13 protein-coding genes, 2 rRNA genes and 1 riboswitch are annotated in these 16,659 nt (G+C 52.8%); of the genes, 12 read left to right on the top strand and 3 right to left on the bottom strand.

All coding sequences use genetic code 11. The features are described from left to right. The 3 genes from BUC22_RS18020 to BUC22_RS18010 form a co-directional block, all read left to right on the top strand. Nucleotides 1-318: ribosomal RNA gene (locus BUC22_RS18020) — 23S ribosomal RNA — on the top strand; the annotation flags it as partial. A 75-nt stretch (nucleotides 319-393) separates the two neighbouring features. Next, nucleotides 394-510 (top strand): 5S ribosomal RNA (gene rrf / locus BUC22_RS18015). Between the two features lie 104 nt (nucleotides 511-614). Further along, nucleotides 615-1,283, top strand: a complete 669-nt coding sequence (locus BUC22_RS18010) for an MgtC/SapB family protein (protein ID WP_227209035.1) — start codon at nucleotides 615-617, stop codon at nucleotides 1,281-1,283. A gap of 17 nt (nucleotides 1,284-1,300) precedes the next feature. Here BUC22_RS18010 and BUC22_RS18005 read toward each other — a convergent pair whose 3' ends face one another. After that, nucleotides 1,301-2,737: a sigma-54 interaction domain-containing protein gene (locus BUC22_RS18005; RefSeq protein ID WP_013382627.1), complete on the bottom strand. Its 1,437-nt coding sequence runs from the start codon at nucleotides 2,735-2,737 to the stop codon at nucleotides 1,301-1,303. A gap of 244 nt (nucleotides 2,738-2,981) precedes the next feature. On the opposite strand from BUC22_RS18005, the gene BUC22_RS18000 reads away from it, so the two are divergent. From BUC22_RS18000 to BUC22_RS17990, 3 genes are all read left to right on the top strand, one after another. Then, a complete protein-coding gene (locus BUC22_RS18000) occupies nucleotides 2,982-4,436 on the top strand; it encodes a trimethylamine methyltransferase family protein (protein ID WP_013382626.1) in 1,455 nt (484 codons plus the stop codon). Between the two features lie 189 nt (nucleotides 4,437-4,625). Continuing rightward, the gene (locus BUC22_RS17995; protein WP_041689955.1) at nucleotides 4,626-5,918 is read left to right on the top strand and encodes an MFS transporter; all 1,293 of its coding nucleotides are present in this window, start codon (nucleotides 4,626-4,628) and stop codon (nucleotides 5,916-5,918) included. Between the two features lie 298 nt (nucleotides 5,919-6,216). Then, on the top strand, nucleotides 6,217-6,630 hold the full coding sequence (locus tag BUC22_RS17990) for a hypothetical protein (protein WP_013382624.1): 414 nt from the start codon (nucleotides 6,217-6,219) through the stop codon (nucleotides 6,628-6,630). 58 nt (nucleotides 6,631-6,688) lie between these two features. Here the strand turns inward: BUC22_RS17990 and BUC22_RS17985 are convergent, their stop codons facing one another. Together BUC22_RS17985 and BUC22_RS17975 are read right to left on the bottom strand one after the other, a co-directional pair. Next, nucleotides 6,689-9,610 (bottom strand): heavy metal translocating P-type ATPase, encoded by a 2,922-nt coding sequence (locus BUC22_RS17985; protein ID WP_013382623.1) that lies wholly within the window; start codon nucleotides 9,608-9,610, stop codon nucleotides 6,689-6,691. A gap of 112 nt (nucleotides 9,611-9,722) precedes the next feature. Further along, a complete protein-coding gene (locus tag BUC22_RS17975) occupies nucleotides 9,723-10,697 on the bottom strand; it encodes a M14 family metallopeptidase (RefSeq protein ID WP_013382622.1) in 975 nt (324 codons plus the stop codon). Between the two features lie 60 nt (nucleotides 10,698-10,757). On the opposite strand from BUC22_RS17975, the gene BUC22_RS22495 reads away from it, so the two are divergent. The 6 genes from BUC22_RS22495 to BUC22_RS17950 all read left to right on the top strand — a co-directional run bounded on the left by BUC22_RS22495 (nucleotide 10,758) and on the right by BUC22_RS17950 (nucleotide 16,659). Continuing rightward, entirely contained in the window at nucleotides 10,758-10,883 is a 126-nt protein-coding gene (locus tag BUC22_RS22495) for a hypothetical protein (RefSeq protein WP_013382621.1), read from the top strand. Nucleotides 10,884-10,931: 48 nt separating this feature from the next. Beyond that, nucleotides 10,932-11,111: riboswitch (cobalamin riboswitch) on the top strand. A 106-nt stretch (nucleotides 11,112-11,217) separates the two neighbouring features. Continuing rightward, on the top strand, nucleotides 11,218-12,186 hold the full coding sequence (nikB, locus tag BUC22_RS21590) for a nickel ABC transporter permease (RefSeq protein ID WP_013382618.1): 969 nt from the start codon (nucleotides 11,218-11,220) through the stop codon (nucleotides 12,184-12,186). Further along, nucleotides 12,187-13,005 (top strand): nickel transporter permease, encoded by an 819-nt coding sequence (gene nikC / locus BUC22_RS21585; RefSeq protein ID WP_013382617.1) that lies wholly within the window; start codon nucleotides 12,187-12,189, stop codon nucleotides 13,003-13,005. Nucleotides 13,006-13,327: 322 nt separating this feature from the next. Then, nucleotides 13,328-14,896 carry an ABC transporter substrate-binding protein gene (locus BUC22_RS17960; RefSeq protein WP_013382615.1) on the top strand — a complete coding sequence of 523 codons (1,569 nt, stop codon included), beginning with the start codon at nucleotides 13,328-13,330 and terminating at the stop codon, nucleotides 14,894-14,896. Between the two features lie 28 nt (nucleotides 14,897-14,924). Then, the gene (locus BUC22_RS17955; RefSeq protein WP_013382614.1) at nucleotides 14,925-15,710 is read left to right on the top strand and encodes an ABC transporter ATP-binding protein; all 786 of its coding nucleotides are present in this window, start codon (nucleotides 14,925-14,927) and stop codon (nucleotides 15,708-15,710) included. Continuing rightward, nucleotides 15,703-16,659 (top strand): ABC transporter ATP-binding protein, encoded by a 957-nt coding sequence (locus BUC22_RS17950; protein ID WP_013382613.1) that lies wholly within the window; start codon nucleotides 15,703-15,705, stop codon nucleotides 16,657-16,659. The genes BUC22_RS17955 and BUC22_RS17950 overlap by 8 nt, the downstream gene beginning before the upstream one ends.

Here is a 16,659-nt window from a genome sequence, read left to right as displayed (position 1 = left end):
TGGGTTCAGAACGTCGTGAGACAGTTCGGTCCCTATCCGTCGTGGGCGTCAGATATTTGAAAGGAGCTGTTCCTAGTACGAGAGGACCGGAATGGACAAACCGCTGGTGCACCAGTTGTTCCGCCAGGAGCATCGCTGGGTAGCTAAGTTTGGAAGGGATAAGTGCTGAAGGCATCTAAGCACGAAGCCCCCCTTAAGATAAGATATCTCATTCGAAAGAAGTAAGGCCTCTGGAAGACGACCAGGTAGATAGGCTGGAGGTGGAAGTGCAGCAATGTATGGAGCTGACCAGTACTAATCGGCCGAGGTCTTGATCTAACAAGACATTTTGAAAAACTCTTTTCCTTTATGTTGTTTTGAGTGACCAAAAACTGAATAAAAACGCAAGATTGATCTCGTGATGATGGCGAAGGGGAAACACCTGTTTACATACCGAACACAGAAGTAAAGTCCTTCAGCGCTGAAAGTACTTGGTGGGCAACTGCCTGGGAGGATAGGACATCGCGGGGTCTTTTTACATTTCTGGCTTTCTCAACAAAAAAGTTCTATAATGAAATCAGATAAAATCTTTTTTAGTGATACAATTGATCAAATACCATAAAAAGGAGATGATCATGATGCTGATATGGGAACTTGAATTATTTGCCCGAGTGGTTGTCGCAGGGATTTGCGGCGCTGCCATTGGTTATGAACGTCAAAACCGCCTGAAAGAGGCGGGGATAAGAACACATCTGATTGTAGCCCTGGGGGCGGCGTTGATGATGGTTGTTTCAAAATATGGTTTTTCGGATATTATCGGGCAGGATGGTATTGCGCTGGACCCTTCGCGAATTGCGGCTCAGATTGTCACTGGTGTTGGATTTTTGGGCGCGGGGATTATTTTTGTCCATAAACAGTCTGTCAGCGGGCTGACAACGGCAGCTGGAATTTGGGCGACTGCAGGCGTTGGCATGGCCATTGGCGCGGGGCTTTACCTCATCGGGGTGGCGTCGGCTTTACTGATCATTATTCTTCAGATTATCCTGCACAAGAATTTCCGCTGGCTCAATGTTTATGTGGGTGAGATGATCCATGTGCATCTGGTACCGAGTGAAGCGGCGCTGGAGCGTTTTAAGGAAAAAATCACTCAGGAATGCGTGGAGATTATCAATTTTAAAATTAAACGAAATGCGGAGGACTGTATTTCCATGGAGCTGTATGTAAAGCTGCCTGAAAATTATCCGGCGGCGCATCTGCTGGCTTTGTTTAAGGACGATCCGGATATTATCAGCATTGAATTATAGAAGAAAAAAGCAAAGAATCATTCTTTTGATTCTTTGCTTTTTTCTTTTTTGCTGCCTTTGTCCACATATTTGCTGACCAGGCGGTAGGCGGTTGCCTGGCTGAGGCCCAGGGCTGAGGCCATCTCATTGACGTTGGAATAGCTTTTGTAATAACTTTGGATAATTTCGCGCTTGTATTCCTCAACCATATCGTCAAAAATGACAGTCTTCTTTTTCGTCTGGTTTTTCTTGAGAAAATCAAGGATTTGCTCGGGCAGTTTATCGGTGCTGACAATATTTCCGATGCTCATAACAGCCATGTACTCCACGGCATTTTTGAGCTGGCGGACATTGCCGGGCCAGTCATATTGGATGAGGGCTTCGATGACCGGGCTTGCGAACATCTTGTCCTTGTCGTATTTTTTATTGTGCTTATCCAGATAATACTGGGCAATGGGCAGAATATCGCTGCGGCGGTCCCGGAGGGAGGGGATGGTCTGGGTGATGCCGTTGATACGCCAGAACAGATCCTCACGAAATTTGTTTTTCTGGACGAGCTTTTGAAGATTTTTATTGGTAGCGGTAATGATACGGGTATCCACGGTTTTGATTTCCAGTCCGCCGACAGAGGTAAACCGCTGGTTTTCGAGAAAGTCCAGAAGCTTTACCTGAATATTTGGCTGGAGCTCGCCGATTTCATCGAGAAACAGGGTACCGCCGTCTGCCAGCTCCACCAGGCCTTTTTTACCCTTGGGACTGGCGCCGGTAAAGGCGTAGGGGACATAGCCGAAGAGCTCGCTCTCGATGAGATTATCCGGGATGGAGGCACAGTTGATGGAGACAAAAGGCTTGTCGCTGCGCAGGCTGGAATCGTGGATGTATTTGGCAAAGAGGCTTTTTCCGACCCCGCTCTCACCGAGGAGGAGAACGGGAATATCCGATTTTGCGCCTTTTCGCAGCTTGTTGAGGGTGGCGTAAAGATTGTAGCTGCGGCCAACGATGTTGTTGCTTTCTTTAGTTTCTTCACTGCTGCTGTATTTTGCTTTTTCGCTGGATTCATTTTTTTCGCAGTCGAGGTCAAAAGAGTTGATGGGTTTTTCCTTGAAGGAAGTAAAGACGACCATGACCAGGTTTTCGTTTTTATCATATATAGGGGTGGTGATGGTGATATGGGTCTCGTTGGTCATCAGATACCGCTGCCTGGCAAAAACGGTCCGCTTATTTTCGATGGCATAATCCACAGACGGCGGGGTCCACAACCCGTTGAAGGAAGTAAAAAAATTGAGCTTGCACATATCCTCTGACGACATGCCGTGGTACTGCAGGCTGGCTGGATTGGCGTAGATCACATAGCCTTCGGCGTCGGTGACGGTAATTTCGGCAAAGCAGTGTTCTAAAATATCAATGTAGGTATCTTTTGACAGGGACCTCAGATATTCCTGAAAATATTCACTGTAGCGGTCAATTGAACTCATGGTGATTCCTCCTCAAGGAAATTTCTCCCCTTATTATAGCGAATCTTAGATAAAATTGCAAAATTATTAAATATAAGAAAAATAACGGGGTTTTCTCAAAATTGACAAAGAAAAACTGGAGAGAAATCGTAAATAATGGCGGAATTATGCTGAAAATGGAAAATCAAAAAGTTGGCACGGGTCTTGCAATAGTATAATGGCATAAGCTAGCTAAGAAAAAATTAAAAAAGTGAGGAGAAGGGTTATGTTAAAAGGCAATTTATTTACTACATTTTATTCAAAGGATGATATCGAACTGATTCACGAAAGTGTGCTGAGAGTATTCAACGAAGTAGGCGTTAAGTTTGAATATGAGGAAGCACTGGAACTTTTCAAAAAACACGGCGCACGGGTTGAAGGGGACCTGGTATTCATTCCGGAAGAATTACTCAATAAAGCACTGAGCACCATTCCAGAATCATTTGAAATCGTTGGACCAGAAAGCAAACTGGAAATCGGGATTGGCAAGGGTTTGGTGGTTGCACCAACCAACGGCTGTCCGAATCTGGAAGACTGGGACGGAAACTATCGCCAGACCAACGCAGACGACCTGGAAAACTTCTACAAAATCATTAACACCAGTGATGTTTACGGCATTTCCAGCCAGGTTGCCGCGGATATTCCAGGCTTTGAAAACTGCCCGACCGAATCTGCGCTGGCGCAGATGGCCATGATGGCGAAATACTCCAGAAAGCCCATGTACAATATCTTAGGGATCACCCCTCACAACTACAAACGCGGCAATGCCCGAGAAGGCGCCCGTGAATGTGTCCAGCTGATCAAGAAATACATGGATAACTTCGATGATTATGTCTGCTACTCCGGTATGTGCGTGCTGCCGCCGTTGACAGTAGGGACAGATGCGCTGGAACATTACTTCGCTTTCGCCGAAGAAAAACAGCCGATCACCATTACCACCTGCTCCATGACCAATATGACCGCGCCACCGTCACTGATGGGCTCCATCGTTGCCGATTTCGCCAACATGCTGGCCGTTGCGGTCATGATCCAGCTGATCGAACCGGGTTTACCGGTGATCTTAAGCCCGTTCTCATCTGTTTCCGATATGCGTGAAGTCCGTCTGATGACCGGCGCGCCGGAATTCCTGATGATCATGTCCGGCCACATCGCCATGGGCGATTTCTACCGGATTCCGGTACGCTGCTCCGGCGCTCTGGCCGATGGCTTCACCTATGACTACCAGGCCGGCGTTGAAAGTACCCTGGGCGCATTGGCCGTCTCCCTGTCCAATGCCTGTATCCTGCCCCATGCTTCCGGCGACTTATCAAACTTTAACCTGTTAAGTTTCCCGAAATTCATGATGGACGAAGAAATGCTGCGCTACATGAAGCGTCTCCACGATGGTGTTGCCATTTCCGAAAAGAAAGCCAATGTTGAGCTGATCAAGAAGGTTGGGCCACGCGGCGTTTACCTGAAGGGCAGAACACCAAAGGACTACCGCGAAGAAACCTACCTCACCAGCCCAGTTTTCAACAGAGGCACCTGCAACGAAGAAGGCCGCGCAGCAACACCACCGATCCAGGAACGCGCTTACAAGGTATACAAAGAAAGAATCGAAAGCTTCGAATTACCGGATATGACCCAGGCGCAGAAGGACCTGCTGAACGAACACCTTCCGGAAAAATTCAAGATCAAATAAAACGGCATATCAAAGGATTCAGCGGATTGGCAAAGCAGGGGCTCTGCCAGTCCGTTTCTAAATCTATGGAATTGTAACCTGATGTAAAATCCGGCGGTTTTTGTGAAATAAACTAAGCCGGATTTGGTTTTATATGATTTTTATTCTGTAAAGGGGGCAGGCCCGGCCCTTTGGCCGTGTCAAGCAAAGATGAAAAAACAAGAGATTACCTACCAACAATTGTCCAAATTCAGGCGCGCGCTGCTCATCTTTTTATCCGGCGCCGGCAGCGGGATTATTTATGTTCCGATCTATTTGAAAAATGTATTCTACGAACCACTTTTGATGGGGCTTGACATCACCAACGCCCAGCTCGGCTTTTTGTCTGGGATGTATGGGATCATGGCGACGATTCTCTATATTCCCTGCGGCATTATCGCGGATAAGCTGAGGCTGAGAACCATGGCGGCCGGCGGTTTTATCAGCACGGCGGCAGTGGTCTACTGGTATGCGACGCTGCCGTCTTATCCGGTGCTGGTCTTAATTTTTGCCGTGCTGGCTGTGACCACCATCCTTATTTTCTGGGGATGCCGTTATAAATTACTGCGCTTTGCCGCGGCCGAAGCCGATTATCCGGCGGTTGTCGGTGTGAGCTACGCGCTGTACGGTCTTGGCGGCCTGGCGATCAACGCTGTGACCCTGGCTTTATTTAACGCAATGCCTGACTACCGCGTTGGTGTCAGCGCTTCGCTGATCTTTTTGGCAAGCGTTATCCTGGTTCTGGGGATCATCTCACTGTTCGCGATTCCGCATTTCAAAGGTGAGGTCACCAATGACCCCGACAAAAAGTTCAATATCAATGAATTCATTGAGGCACTCAAGCATCCGGGCGTCTGGCTGGCCAGCGGCACGCTGTTCTTTGTCATGATCGTCTATATGGGGATGAACTACACCACCCCGTACCTCACAGACGCCTTTTTAGCTCCGCTGACCTTAGTCAGCATTGTCGGGATGATCCGTTACTATGGGATTGCCATTATCTCTGCACCACTGCTGGGCGGGATTGCCAAAAAGGTAAACTCTCCCTCCAAAACCATTTTGGTGGTCATGGCCGCCTGCGCGGTCTGCTGCTTCGCCTACTTAATTTTGCCGCAGACAGCCGGCTTCCTGATGGCTGCGATTGTCATTACCCTGGTGCTGGGCTTCCTGGCCAACGGCGCTTATGGCGTTGCGTCCTCGGTATTAACAGAAACCCATGTGCCGGCCCATATCTTTGGGGCAGCCTCTGGCCTTCTGTCCGTCATTGGATTCTTGCCGGAAAGCTTTATGCACCAGCTGTTCGGGAGCTTTATTGACAATTATGAGCTCAAAGGCTACACCTATATTTTCATTTGTCTGACCGTCAGCGCGGTTATTGCCATCGGCGGCTGTATCGCGACTCAGATTTACATGAAGAAAAAATACCCGAAGGAGGAAACACCTTCACCTGCTGTAGAAGAATAAACCCATCACGGGACCCGGTTTACCCATAAATCCGGCCTCCGTAAAGGCCCTTTGAAAGATAAAGGGCCTTTAATATTTATTGACTTCGAAAGATACCCTTTATCTCTGAGAGGGTATCTTTTATTAATTTTAAAGGAATGATGAAGATAAGGAAGCTTTAATAATAATTAAGATTTTTAGAGGCGCTTGTAACAGGAAAAATAAAGTGATAAAATACTAAAAACAAGAAAATAGATAAATTGATAGATAAAATAAATCAAATGAAGCATCGGAGTATCTATTGGGAGGTGTAAAGCGAATGAGAGGCGCAAAAAACGATTTGGAGGAAGGCTTTTCCACCCGGGCAAAAACCTATTTCAGAAAAGGGGGCCTGTTTTCCAAGGATAAAACCTTTGACGGCGAGCTTAAATCTCTCAGACGGGTGGTCCGCAAAAATGCGGAGAACTCGGGGAGCAAAAAACATTATTCTTACCACACCTTTGTCATAAAAAAGGGCGGCAAGGAGATGACCTATGTCTTTAAAGGCCATCCGGAGATAGACTTTACCCAGTATTTTAAAAAAGGCGAGCTGGTACGCCACCATGCCGGATATGAAATACCTGAAAAGTATGACAAAACAGAGGATGACGAGATCCTGTGTATTATCTGCGGCGAATTTTCACCGGTGGATAAAAACCAGTGCCCCTACTGCGGCGGTGTTTTGCTCAAATAAAAGGACAATAAAAATCCCGGTTTTCGGAGGACGAAAGCCGGGATTTTTTTAATGCTTTTTATTTTTTATATAAAATACGGATGGAATTGAGCACACAGAGGATGGCAACACCGGTATCAGCAAAGACAGCCATCCACATATTGGCAAAGCCCAGCAGGCCCAGAACCATGACCAGCGCCTTGATGATCAGGGCAAAAACCACGTTCTGCCAGGCGATACGGCTGGTTTTGCGGCCGATTTCGATGGCTTCGGGAATGGCCTCGACGCTGGAATTCATGAACACAACGTCTGCTGCCTCAATAGCCGCATCGGCCCCGCTGCCCATGGCCGCGCCGACATCCGCCCCGGCCAGTACCGGCGCGTCGTTGATGCCGTCGCCGACAAACATGACGCCGCCCTGGGCTTTACGAATAGCCTGGAGCTCGCTCAGCTTGTCTTCGGGCAGCAGCTTGGCGTGAACTTCGTCGATGCCTGTGGACTTTGCGACCGCTTCGGCGCTTTCCTGGGCGTCGCCGGTCAGCATGGCAGTGCGGATGCCAAGGCGCTTGATCTTGGCGATGGCGTCCACCGCGTCGGCCTTGATAGTGTCTGATATGACCAGATAGCCGATGAATTTGCCGTCAAGGGCCAGGAGCACCTCGGTGCCGTAATGGTCGTTCTTATAGCCGTCCAGGTCAATGTTCTGGGATTCGAGCAGCGAGCGGTTGCCGCAGAGCACAGTGCCGTCCTTCAACACAGCTTCGACGCCTTTGCCGGCAATTTCTCTGGCAGAGTCAGGCCGTTCCACAGACAGTCCCCGTTCTTCGGCGGCAGTTACAATGCTGTTGCCGATGGGGTGGGTAGAGGTGAGCTCACAGCTGGCCGCCAGGGCCAGAAGCCTGGTCTCGTCCATGCCGTTTGCCGGGACAGCCTGCTGTACCACGAAGTTCCCTTCGGTGATGGTGCCGGTTTTATCCATAACCACAGCAGCGATGTTTTTGATTCCTTCGATGGAGACGCCGCCCTTAAACAGGATGCCCCGTTTGGAGCCGGCGCCAATGCCTGAGAAAAAGGCCAGGGGTACGCTGAGCACCAGCGCGCAGGGGCAGCTGATGACCAGGAAGGTGATGGCCGTGTAAATCCAGTAATACCAGTCGCCGGTCACAAGGGACGGCACCACGGCGGTTAGGATGGCCAGACCGACTACAAAAGGAGTATAAATCCGTGAGAAACGGGTAATAAACCGGTCGATTTTTGGCTTGCTGGCCGCTGCGTTTTCCACAGAATCCAGAATACGGGTGACCATGGATTCTTCCAGAACCTTTTCAACCCGCATTTTTAAGAGGCCGGAGGTGTTGACACAGCCCGAAACAACCTCGTCGCCGTAGCCGGCCTTGACAGGAACAGGCTCGCCGGTCACCGGGGAGGTGTCGATCCGGCTCTCACCCTCGACAATGACGCCGTCCAGGGGAATACGGTCGCCGGGGCGCACCAGCAGGATGTCGCCGACGGCGGCGTCCTCTGCGTCGATAACCCGCACCTCGTCGCCGACCAGCAGGCTGACGACTTCAGGGCGCATATCCACCGCGTCCATGATCTGTTTACGGCTCTTTTCAACCGCGCGGTCTTCGAAGTATTCGCCGACACGGTAGAACAGCATGACGCCCACGGCTTCAGGGTAGTCCTGAATGGCGAAGGCCGCCAGCGTGGCCACACTCATCAGGAAGTTTTCGTCAAAGACCTGACCCTTCATCAGGTTTTTGGCCGCTGTGACAACAATACGGCCGCCGAGAATGATGTAGGCCAGCACAAAAACCGGAATATTGTAAACCGGGGGCAGGGTACGCTCCATGATCTCGCCGATGATAAACAGCGCCGCGCCGATGATAATACCGATGAGGGTTTTGGTCTCAGCCGACATTTTTTTCTTGACAGCCTTCCCGGCAGAGGCGGAAGCCTCTGGAATCAAGGCTTTGGGCCGGGTTTCCTTAGGGATAACCTGCACATCTGACTCGATGGACTGGCAGATGTCACGAAGCTGCGGGAGCAGGCTGTCCGGGTCTTTCCCGGTAACCTTCAGCTGCCTGGTGGTATAGGTGATGGTGGCGCTGGAGACATCGTCCAGGGCGTTGATTTTGGCCTCCATTTTGGCCGCGCAGTTGGCGCAGCCCAGGTTTTCAAGGGTATAAACCTTTGTGGCGCCCTTGCCCATTGTCTTTTTGCGGGGAATAACCTTGACGTCTGGCTCGATGGCGGCGCAGATGTGCTGAATCTCTGGCAGCAGGGCTGCGGCGTTGTCCGCAGACAGGCGCAGCTGCCTGGTGGCGTAGGTGATGGTGGCATACTCGACGCCGGGCAGCTCTTTGATTTTGTGCTCCATCTTGGCCGCGCAGTTGGCACAGCCCAGATTCTCAAGAATGAAAACCGCTTTTTCCACGTCCGCGTCCGGCATTTTGCAGGTGCAGTTAGCCAGACTCTCGCCGCAGATATGGCAGTATTCCTCGCCGTGGCGGCAGAGATCGCACTGGCAGTCCGCCGGATGGCCGGGAACGTGATAATGCGCATGGTGATCTCCGTGGTCGTGGCCGCAGGCGCAATCAGTGTCGTGGTGGTGTTCCCCGTGATCGTGATGGTCGTGGCCGCAGGCGCAATCAGTGTCGTGGTGGTGTTCCCCGTGATCGTGATGGTCGTGGCCGCAGCCGCAAGCTGCGCTGTGATGGTGTTCCTCGTGATTGTGAGGAGCACGCCCGACGGCCGCGGGGGCTTTTTTCAGGGAACGGCGCTTTTGCTCGGTAATGAGAATATCGGGTTCGTAGGAAACCGCGATTTTCTGCATTTCCGGCAAAAGCCCGTCTGGGTCTTCGGCAGTGAGACGGAGCTGTTTGGTCGCGTAGACGATGTTGGCCTCGCTGACACCAGGCAGGGAAGCGATTTTGCGCTCGATTTTTGAAGCGCAGTTGGCGCACCCCAGGTGCTCAAGTATATAAGTTTTTGTTGCCATAATGGCCTCCTCGGAAAGTTAGATTAAAATATGATGAATAAAACATATGAATCATTGTTCATATGTTAATATTAACTGTCCCGAGGCGGTTTGTCAAGGGGTAAAACAAAAATTAACGCACCATTCCTGCTGTTTCTGCAAATTTACCGTAGGTGATGAGCTCGCAGAAATCATCGGTCCAGAGGGTGGCGGACTGGTACAGGACAACGCCGTCGTATTCGGCGCAGTAGGTGTCGAGAACATGGCCGAAATAATCCTTGACCACGCCGAGGCGCTGACCTCTGGCGATAAGGTCGCCGGCTTTCACCTCAGGATACCAGAGACCATGGCGTGCGGGCATGAGGTAGACCAGGTCGGTCAGGTCGACCGGGCGGTGCCGCAGCTCGGGGGCGCCCTGCAGCAGGCCCAGGTGTTTTAGGATATTAAGGACATCTTTTTTATCCGCGTCCACCTCTGCCTGGGTAAAACGGCCTGCACAGCCGCGTTCCAGAAGAATGCTAGGAATGCCGAGTACGCCGGCGTAATTGTAGGCGCCGGTGGTGGCGGAGGATTTGACCATGTAGGGCACATCGACGTGAAGGGCGGCCTGGCGCGCGGCCTCGGACACGGCGTTGTCTGCTGCGCCCACGTAATACACGTAGGGAGTCAGGTCTTCAAAAATTTCGCCGCAGTGCAGGTCGATGTAGAAATCAATCTGGGAATAAAGGCTGTACTCAAAAAAATGGGCGACGCGGTCGGCCAGGGTTCCTTCCCGGGTGCCGGGAAAAACGCGGTTGAGGTTTTTATTGTCCTGGGGCATGAGCGTGGGGTAGCGGGACTCAAAGCCCGGGACATTGACGGGGTGTATGAGAATAAGGCTTCCATTCAGGCTCGCGGGGTCCAGCTCGCCGGCCAGCTGGATGGCGGCCTCGATGCCGACGTATTCGCAGCTGTGGATGCCGCTGGTGATGAGGACGGTTTTTCCGCTGCCCGCGCCGTTGATCAGGGTGACGGGCACCTCGATTTCTGTATGGGGGATGGGCAGCAGGCCCTGGACCTTCTCGCCGGGGGCGGCGGCCAGTGTACCGATTGACAGGTTTTTTTCCATTGCGGACTCCTTTCGTTTTTGAAATGATTTGATTTAAGCCGATTGCCTTGAGTATAAGGCATGATGAAAACCAATGTCAAGCAGAAAAAAATAAAAGTAAAAAACATACCGGGTGGGGGTATGCGTTTAAAATTATTGCTGAAATTTTTAAAAAAGACTGGACAAGTGCGTAAAAGTCCAGTATAATTTAAGCAATTTCACAGTTTACCACAGTGAAATCTTTGTTTAAAAAATTTAATCATGCCAGATACAAGTTCCCGATCGGGGATTAAAAGAGAAACCGGTGCGAATCCGGTACGATCCCGTCACTGTAATAGGGAGTTGTCCGCAAAATGTCACTGAGGCGCAGCCTTGGGAAGGCGTGGACATACAAAGAACTTAAGTCAGGAGACCTGCTTGTATTTTTGTTTTAAGTATTCTTACGGTAGATAGGAGGGCTTTATTTTCATGTCCTTTTCCTTTCATTCTCCGTTTCGGTTTTTTACCCGTATTGCCATTTTGACAGAGGAGGATTTTTTTCTTGAACACGAAACAGCTTGTTAATCGTTTGCTGCAAATCGTACTGGTGCTTTTTGGCATCAGCTTTCTGACCTTTTGCCTGACCTATTTATCCCCCGGCGACCCGGCGGAGCTGATGCTGGTGGAGGGCGGCACGGTGCCGTCTGAGGAGCTGCTGGCAGAAACCCGGGAGCAGATGGGCCTTAATGATCCATTTCTGGTGCAGTATGGAAATTGGCTTAAGGGGTTTGTGACCGGGGATATGGGAACATCCTATTCTTCAAAGGCTCCGGTGAGCGCGGTGCTGCTCGACTGCCTTGGCCCGACCCTGGAGCTGGCGGCCGCGTCGCTGATCCTCATGCTTGTGATCTCCATCCCCCTTGGAATTCTGGCAGCGGTTTATCAGAATAAATTTCCGGATTACCTGGTGCGGGGGCTTTCCTTTGCCGGTGTGTCCTTCCCGGGGTTCTGGATCGGTCTGGTGCTGCTGTACGTGTTTGGCCTTAAACTGAACTGGTTTCCCATTGCCACCTCGGGCACAGGCTTTATGAAGCTGGTGCTGCCGGCAGTCACACTGGCCATTGCCATGTCGGCCAAATATACAAGGCAGGTGCGCACCGCGGTGCTGGAGGAGCTCCGGCAGGACTACGTGGCCGGCGCCCGGGCCCGGGGCCTTAAGGAGTCGGCCATCCTGTGGCGGGAGGTGCTGCCAAACGCCATGCTGCCCCTGGTCACGCTGCTGGGCCTGTCGTTGGGCTCGCTGCTCGGCGGCACAGCGGTGGTGGAGATTATTTTTTCCTGGCCCGGCCTGGGCAAGATGGCAGTCAACGCCATTGCCACTCGGGATTACCCTCTGGTTCAGGGCTATGTAATCTGGATTGCTCTGATTTACATGGTCATTAACCTGCTGGTGGATTTCTCCTACGGCTATCTGGACCCCAGACTGCGGGAGCGGCACCGCGAGGCTAAAAGAAAGGTGGTGAAGGCGTAGATGAAGGCTTTTTTCAGGCAGAACAGGCTTTTTGCCATCTGCGGCATTCTGGCAGCGGCCATTGTGCTGACCGCAGTATTTGCGCCGTGGATCGCGCCCCATGACCCCTATGAGGCTGTGATGCAGAACGCCCTCCGGGCACCGTCAGCCGAGTACCCCTGCGGAACAGACCAGCTGGGCCGCTGCGAGCTGTCCAGAATTATCTACGGGACACGGGCGTCTCTGGAAATGACGGTGACGCTGGTGGTCATTGTCTTTGCGGCCGGGACCCTTCTCGGTATGATCGCCGGTTATTTCGGCGGCGCGGCGGACGCGGTGATCATGCGGCTTTCGGATATGATGATCGCCTTCCCGGGCATGGTTTTAGCCATTGCCATTGCCGGGATGCTGGGCCCGAGCCTGTTTAACACGGTCATTGCCCTGGCTGTGGTGAGCTGGACAAAATACGCCAGGCTCAGCCGGAGCCTGGTGCTCAAGATCAAAAACAGCACGTATATCTCTGCGGCGGTGGTCACAGGGGCGAGGACTGGCCATATTCTGGGCGGTTATGTGGTGCCAAACATTATTCCGACCATGATCGTAACTGCGGCACTGGACGTGGGCACCATGATGCTTGAGCTGGCAGCGCTCTCTTTTCTGGGGCTGGGGGCACAGCCGCCCACGCCGGAATGGGGCTTGATGCTCAACGAGGGGAGGCAGTATTTGCAGACCGCGCCCTGGCTCATGCTGTTTCCGGGCATCGCCATCTTTATTGTGGTTTCAGTGTTTAACCTGATGGGCGACGGGCTTCGGGATATTCTGGATCCGCGGCAGGATTAGAGGGCGTAAAATATTCAACGTGTCAAAAAAACTTATCAGCAAGCGACAAAGCGTTAAAAAGAGGCCAGTTAAGGGAGAATGTAGAATTGAGAATGGAAAATTACAGGAACAAAATGCTGCGCATTTTGAGTAGAATAGCGGCCGCAGGCCGCTGTACGAATCGCTTTTTCGTTAGAAAAAGAGTTCATTCATTCTCCATTTTCCATTCTCAATTTTCCATTGAAAGAGCTTCTTACTTTAACTCTGCCGTTGCCTTTTAACTTTTTTGACAGTCTGATGTTGTTGTTAATTAAATTTTCATATGAATATGAAAGGAGATAAAATGAGTAAGTTTAAAAAATTAGTATTGACAGTGGCGATTCTGGCCATGACGGCCACGGGTTTATCCGGCTGCGGCGGCAGCGGGGGCGCTTCGGGGTCTTCGGAGCAGCTGAATATTGGAGTGACGAGCTTTGCGGATACGCTTGAGCCCACGGAGCAGTATTTCAGCTGGGTGGTCATGCGCTACGGCGTTGGCGAAACCTTGGTTAAATTCAACGATGAGATGGGCGCAGAGCCCTGGCTGGCGGAGAGCTGGGAGCTGGGCAGCGACAACCTGACCTGGACCTTCAAAATCCGTGACGGCGTCAAATTTTCAAACGGCACAGCCCTGACCGCTGACCTGGTCAAGGCGTCGCTGGAGAGAACCTTTGAGATGAGCAAGCGCGCCAGCTCGGACTTTTTCCAGTATGACGCCATGACCGCGGAGGGCTCAAACCTCATAATCAAGACCAAGAGCCCCACGCCGGGGCTGCCGGGCTGCCTGGCCGACCCGCTGTTTTTGATCGTGGACACCACCGTAGACACCAGCACCTTTGCCACCGACGGGCCAGTCTGTACCGGGCCTTACGCGGTTAAGTCCTTTGACAAGGAAAAATGCGTGGTGGTAAAAAATGAAAATTACTGGGACGGCGAGGTGCCTTACAATGAAGTGAATATCCAGGTTATCGACGACGCCAACACCCGCGCCATGGCGCTGCAGTCTGGTGAGGTGGATATGGCAGTCAATATCAGCAGCAGTGACTTAGCTTTGTTTGAGGGCAGCGAGTCCTTTGACATCAACAGCATTGCGTCGCTGCGGACAGTGCTTTCCTTTATGAACCAGCGCGGGCCGCTGGCAGACGTGAAGGTGCGCCAGGCGGTCATCCGTGCGCTGGACCGCCAGACCTATGCGGATAACCTGCTCCACGGCACCTTTGAGGCCGGGAAGGCCCCGATCCCGCCGTCTCTGGATTACGGCTTTGACACCCTGAAGGACGAGAACGCCTACAATCTGGAAAGCGCTAAACAGCTGCTGGCTGAGGCAGGCTACGCGGACACCAACGGCGACGGCATTGTGGAAAAGGACGGCCAGAACCTGACCCTCCAGTATGTCATTTACGACAGCCGCGCCGAGCTGCCCATTCTGGCTACTGCCACCCAGGCGAACCTGAAGGAGATCGGCATTGACGTGAAGGTTGAAACCTATGAGTATACCACCCTGCTGGACATGCAGGAAAACGGCGAGTACGACCTGCTGATCTGGAATGTCATCACCGCCAACACCGGCGATCCGGAAAACTATCTGAAGGAATACTGGAAAACTCATACCGATGAAAACAAAAACGCCAACACAGCCGGCTACAGCAACCCTGAGGTCGACGCAGTCCTTGACCAGCTGTCCACTGAGTTTGACACCGCCAAACGGCGTGAGCTGGTCATCCAGGCCCAGCAGCTTATCATGAACGACGCGGCCAGCGTCTTCTACGCTTATCCGGAAACCAACATTATTTCCAGCAGGAAGATTACCGGCGTCGAAATGCTGCCAGCGGACTATTACTGGCTGACCAAGGAAATCAAGCCGGCGCAGTAGGGCGGCGCGCTAACGAGAGGAGAAAAAGATGCTGAAAATCCGGGATATGAGTGTACAGTACGGCGAAAAACCGCCGGCGGTGGCGCACTTTGACCTGCACATGAAAAAGCATGAGATCATCAGCGTGGTGGGAGAGAGCGGCAGCGGAAAAACCACAGTGATCCGCTCCATTCTCGGACTGCTGCCGGGAAACGGGCGGGTCACCCGCGGCGAGCTTCTTTTTGATGAGGAGCCCCTGCTCCAGAAAACGCCAGAGGACTGGCGGGATCTGCGGGGCAGCCGCATCGCCATGATTTTTCAGGACAGCGGCAGCATGCTCAACCCCATCCGCAAAATCGGCCGGCAGTTTGTGGACTATATCCAGACCCACAAGGCCGTGACAAGGGAAGCCGCCCGGGACCGCGCCGTGGAGATGCTGACACGCATGCGCCTGCCCGACGCGGGAAACATCATGGACAGCTACCCCTTTCAGCTGAGCGGCGGCATGCGGCAGCGGGTGGGCATTGCCATGGCCATGGCTTTTGAGCCCGATCTGCTGCTGGCCGATGAGCCCACCAGCGCTCTTGATGTGACCACCCAGGCCCAGATTGTGCGCCAGATGATGGCCCTCCGCCAGGACTTTGGCACAGGGATCATGATCGTCACACATAACCTGGGCGTGGCCGCGTATATGGCGGACCGGATCATTGTCATGCGGGCCGGCGAGATTGTGGAGAGCGGCACCCGGGAAGAGGTGATCCTTCATCCCAGACAGGAATACACAAAAGAACTGGTGGCCGCGGTGCCCGAGCTTGGAGGTGCGCGTTTTGTCTGAAAATCATGAAATTATTCTGGAAACTAGAGGGCTGACCAAACGCTTCCATACCTCAGACGGCCGGCCCCTTACAGCCTGCGACAGCGTCAGCCTGGCGGCGCGGCGCGGGGAGACCCTTGGCATTGTGGGGGAAAGCGGCTGCGGAAAAAGTACCTTTGTAAAAATGCTGGTACAGCTTGAAAAGCCCACTGCCGGTGCGATATACTTTAAAGGAAAAGATATTGCCGGGCTGACGGGCGAGGCGGCCCGGCAGAACCGCCGCCATATCCAGATGGTCTTCCAGGACCCGGCTGTCTCCTTCAGCCCAAAGATGCGCGTGGGCGACATTATTACCGAGCCCCTTGTCAACTTTGGCCGGCTCCCCCGGAAACAGCGGGCGGAAAAGGCCAGGGAGCTGCTTGCGATGGTAGAGCTGGACGCTGATTTTATGCAGCGCTATCCCCACAGCATGAGCGGCGGACAGCTCCAGCGCGTGGGCATTGCCCGGGCGCTGGCCCTGAACCCCGAGGTGCTGGTCTGCGACGAGGCTACCTCGGCCCTGGACGTCTCCATCCAGAAGAAAATCGTGGCGCTGCTGACCCGGCTTCAGCGGGAGAAAAACATTGCCATGATCTTTATCTGCCACGACATGGCCCTGGTCCAGAGCCTGAGCCACCGGCTGGCTGTCATGTACCTGGGCAATATCGTGGAGACCGTGGGCGGCGGCGAGCTGTGTGAAACAGCCATGCACCCCTACACCCAGGCGCTTTTGGGGTCGGTGTTCTCGCTGCATATGGACTGCTGCAAGAAAATCGAAACCATCCCCGGCGATCCGCCGAGCCCGCTGGAGCTGCCTCCGGGCTGCCCCTTTGCCGGGCGGTGTGAAAAATGTATGCCCGTCTGCAAAGCCGAAAAGCCACGCCTGAAGGACGTGGCGCCAGGCCACCAGGTGGCCTGCCATCTCTATTAG

Source organism: Eubacterium callanderi, from assembly GCF_900142645.1.
Taxonomy (GTDB): domain Bacteria; phylum Bacillota; class Clostridia; order Eubacteriales; family Eubacteriaceae; genus Eubacterium; species Eubacterium callanderi.
Note: the sequence above shows the minus strand (reverse complement) of the source record. Positions and strands in the feature narration are given on the sequence as shown.

Bases quoted from the DNA above. Each gene is read 5' to 3' on its own strand.
- BUC22_RS17990 (WP_013382624.1), top strand. From the start codon at position 6,217: ATGAGAGGCGCAAAAAACGATTTGGAGGAAGGCTTTTCCACCCGGGCA.
- BUC22_RS18005 (WP_013382627.1), bottom strand. From the start codon at position 2,737: ATGAGTTCAATTGACCGCTACAGTGAATATTTTCAGGAATATCTGAGG.
- BUC22_RS18000 (WP_013382626.1), top strand. From the start codon at position 2,982: ATGTTAAAAGGCAATTTATTTACTACATTTTATTCAAAGGATGATATC.
- BUC22_RS22495 (WP_013382621.1), top strand. From the start codon at position 10,758: ATGATGAAAACCAATGTCAAGCAGAAAAAAATAAAAGTAAAAAACATA.
- BUC22_RS17995 (WP_041689955.1), top strand. From the start codon at position 4,626: ATGAAAAAACAAGAGATTACCTACCAACAATTGTCCAAATTCAGGCGC.
- BUC22_RS18010 (WP_227209035.1), top strand. From the start codon at position 615: ATGATGCTGATATGGGAACTTGAATTATTTGCCCGAGTGGTTGTCGCA.
- BUC22_RS17955 (WP_013382614.1), top strand. From the start codon at position 14,925: ATGCTGAAAATCCGGGATATGAGTGTACAGTACGGCGAAAAACCGCCG.
- nikC (WP_013382617.1), top strand. From the start codon at position 12,187: ATGAAGGCTTTTTTCAGGCAGAACAGGCTTTTTGCCATCTGCGGCATT.
- BUC22_RS17985 (WP_013382623.1), bottom strand. From the start codon at position 9,610: ATGGCAACAAAAACTTATATACTTGAGCACCTGGGGTGCGCCAACTGC.
- BUC22_RS17975 (WP_013382622.1), bottom strand. From the start codon at position 10,697: ATGGAAAAAAACCTGTCAATCGGTACACTGGCCGCCGCCCCCGGCGAG.
- BUC22_RS17960 (WP_013382615.1), top strand. From the start codon at position 13,328: ATGAGTAAGTTTAAAAAATTAGTATTGACAGTGGCGATTCTGGCCATG.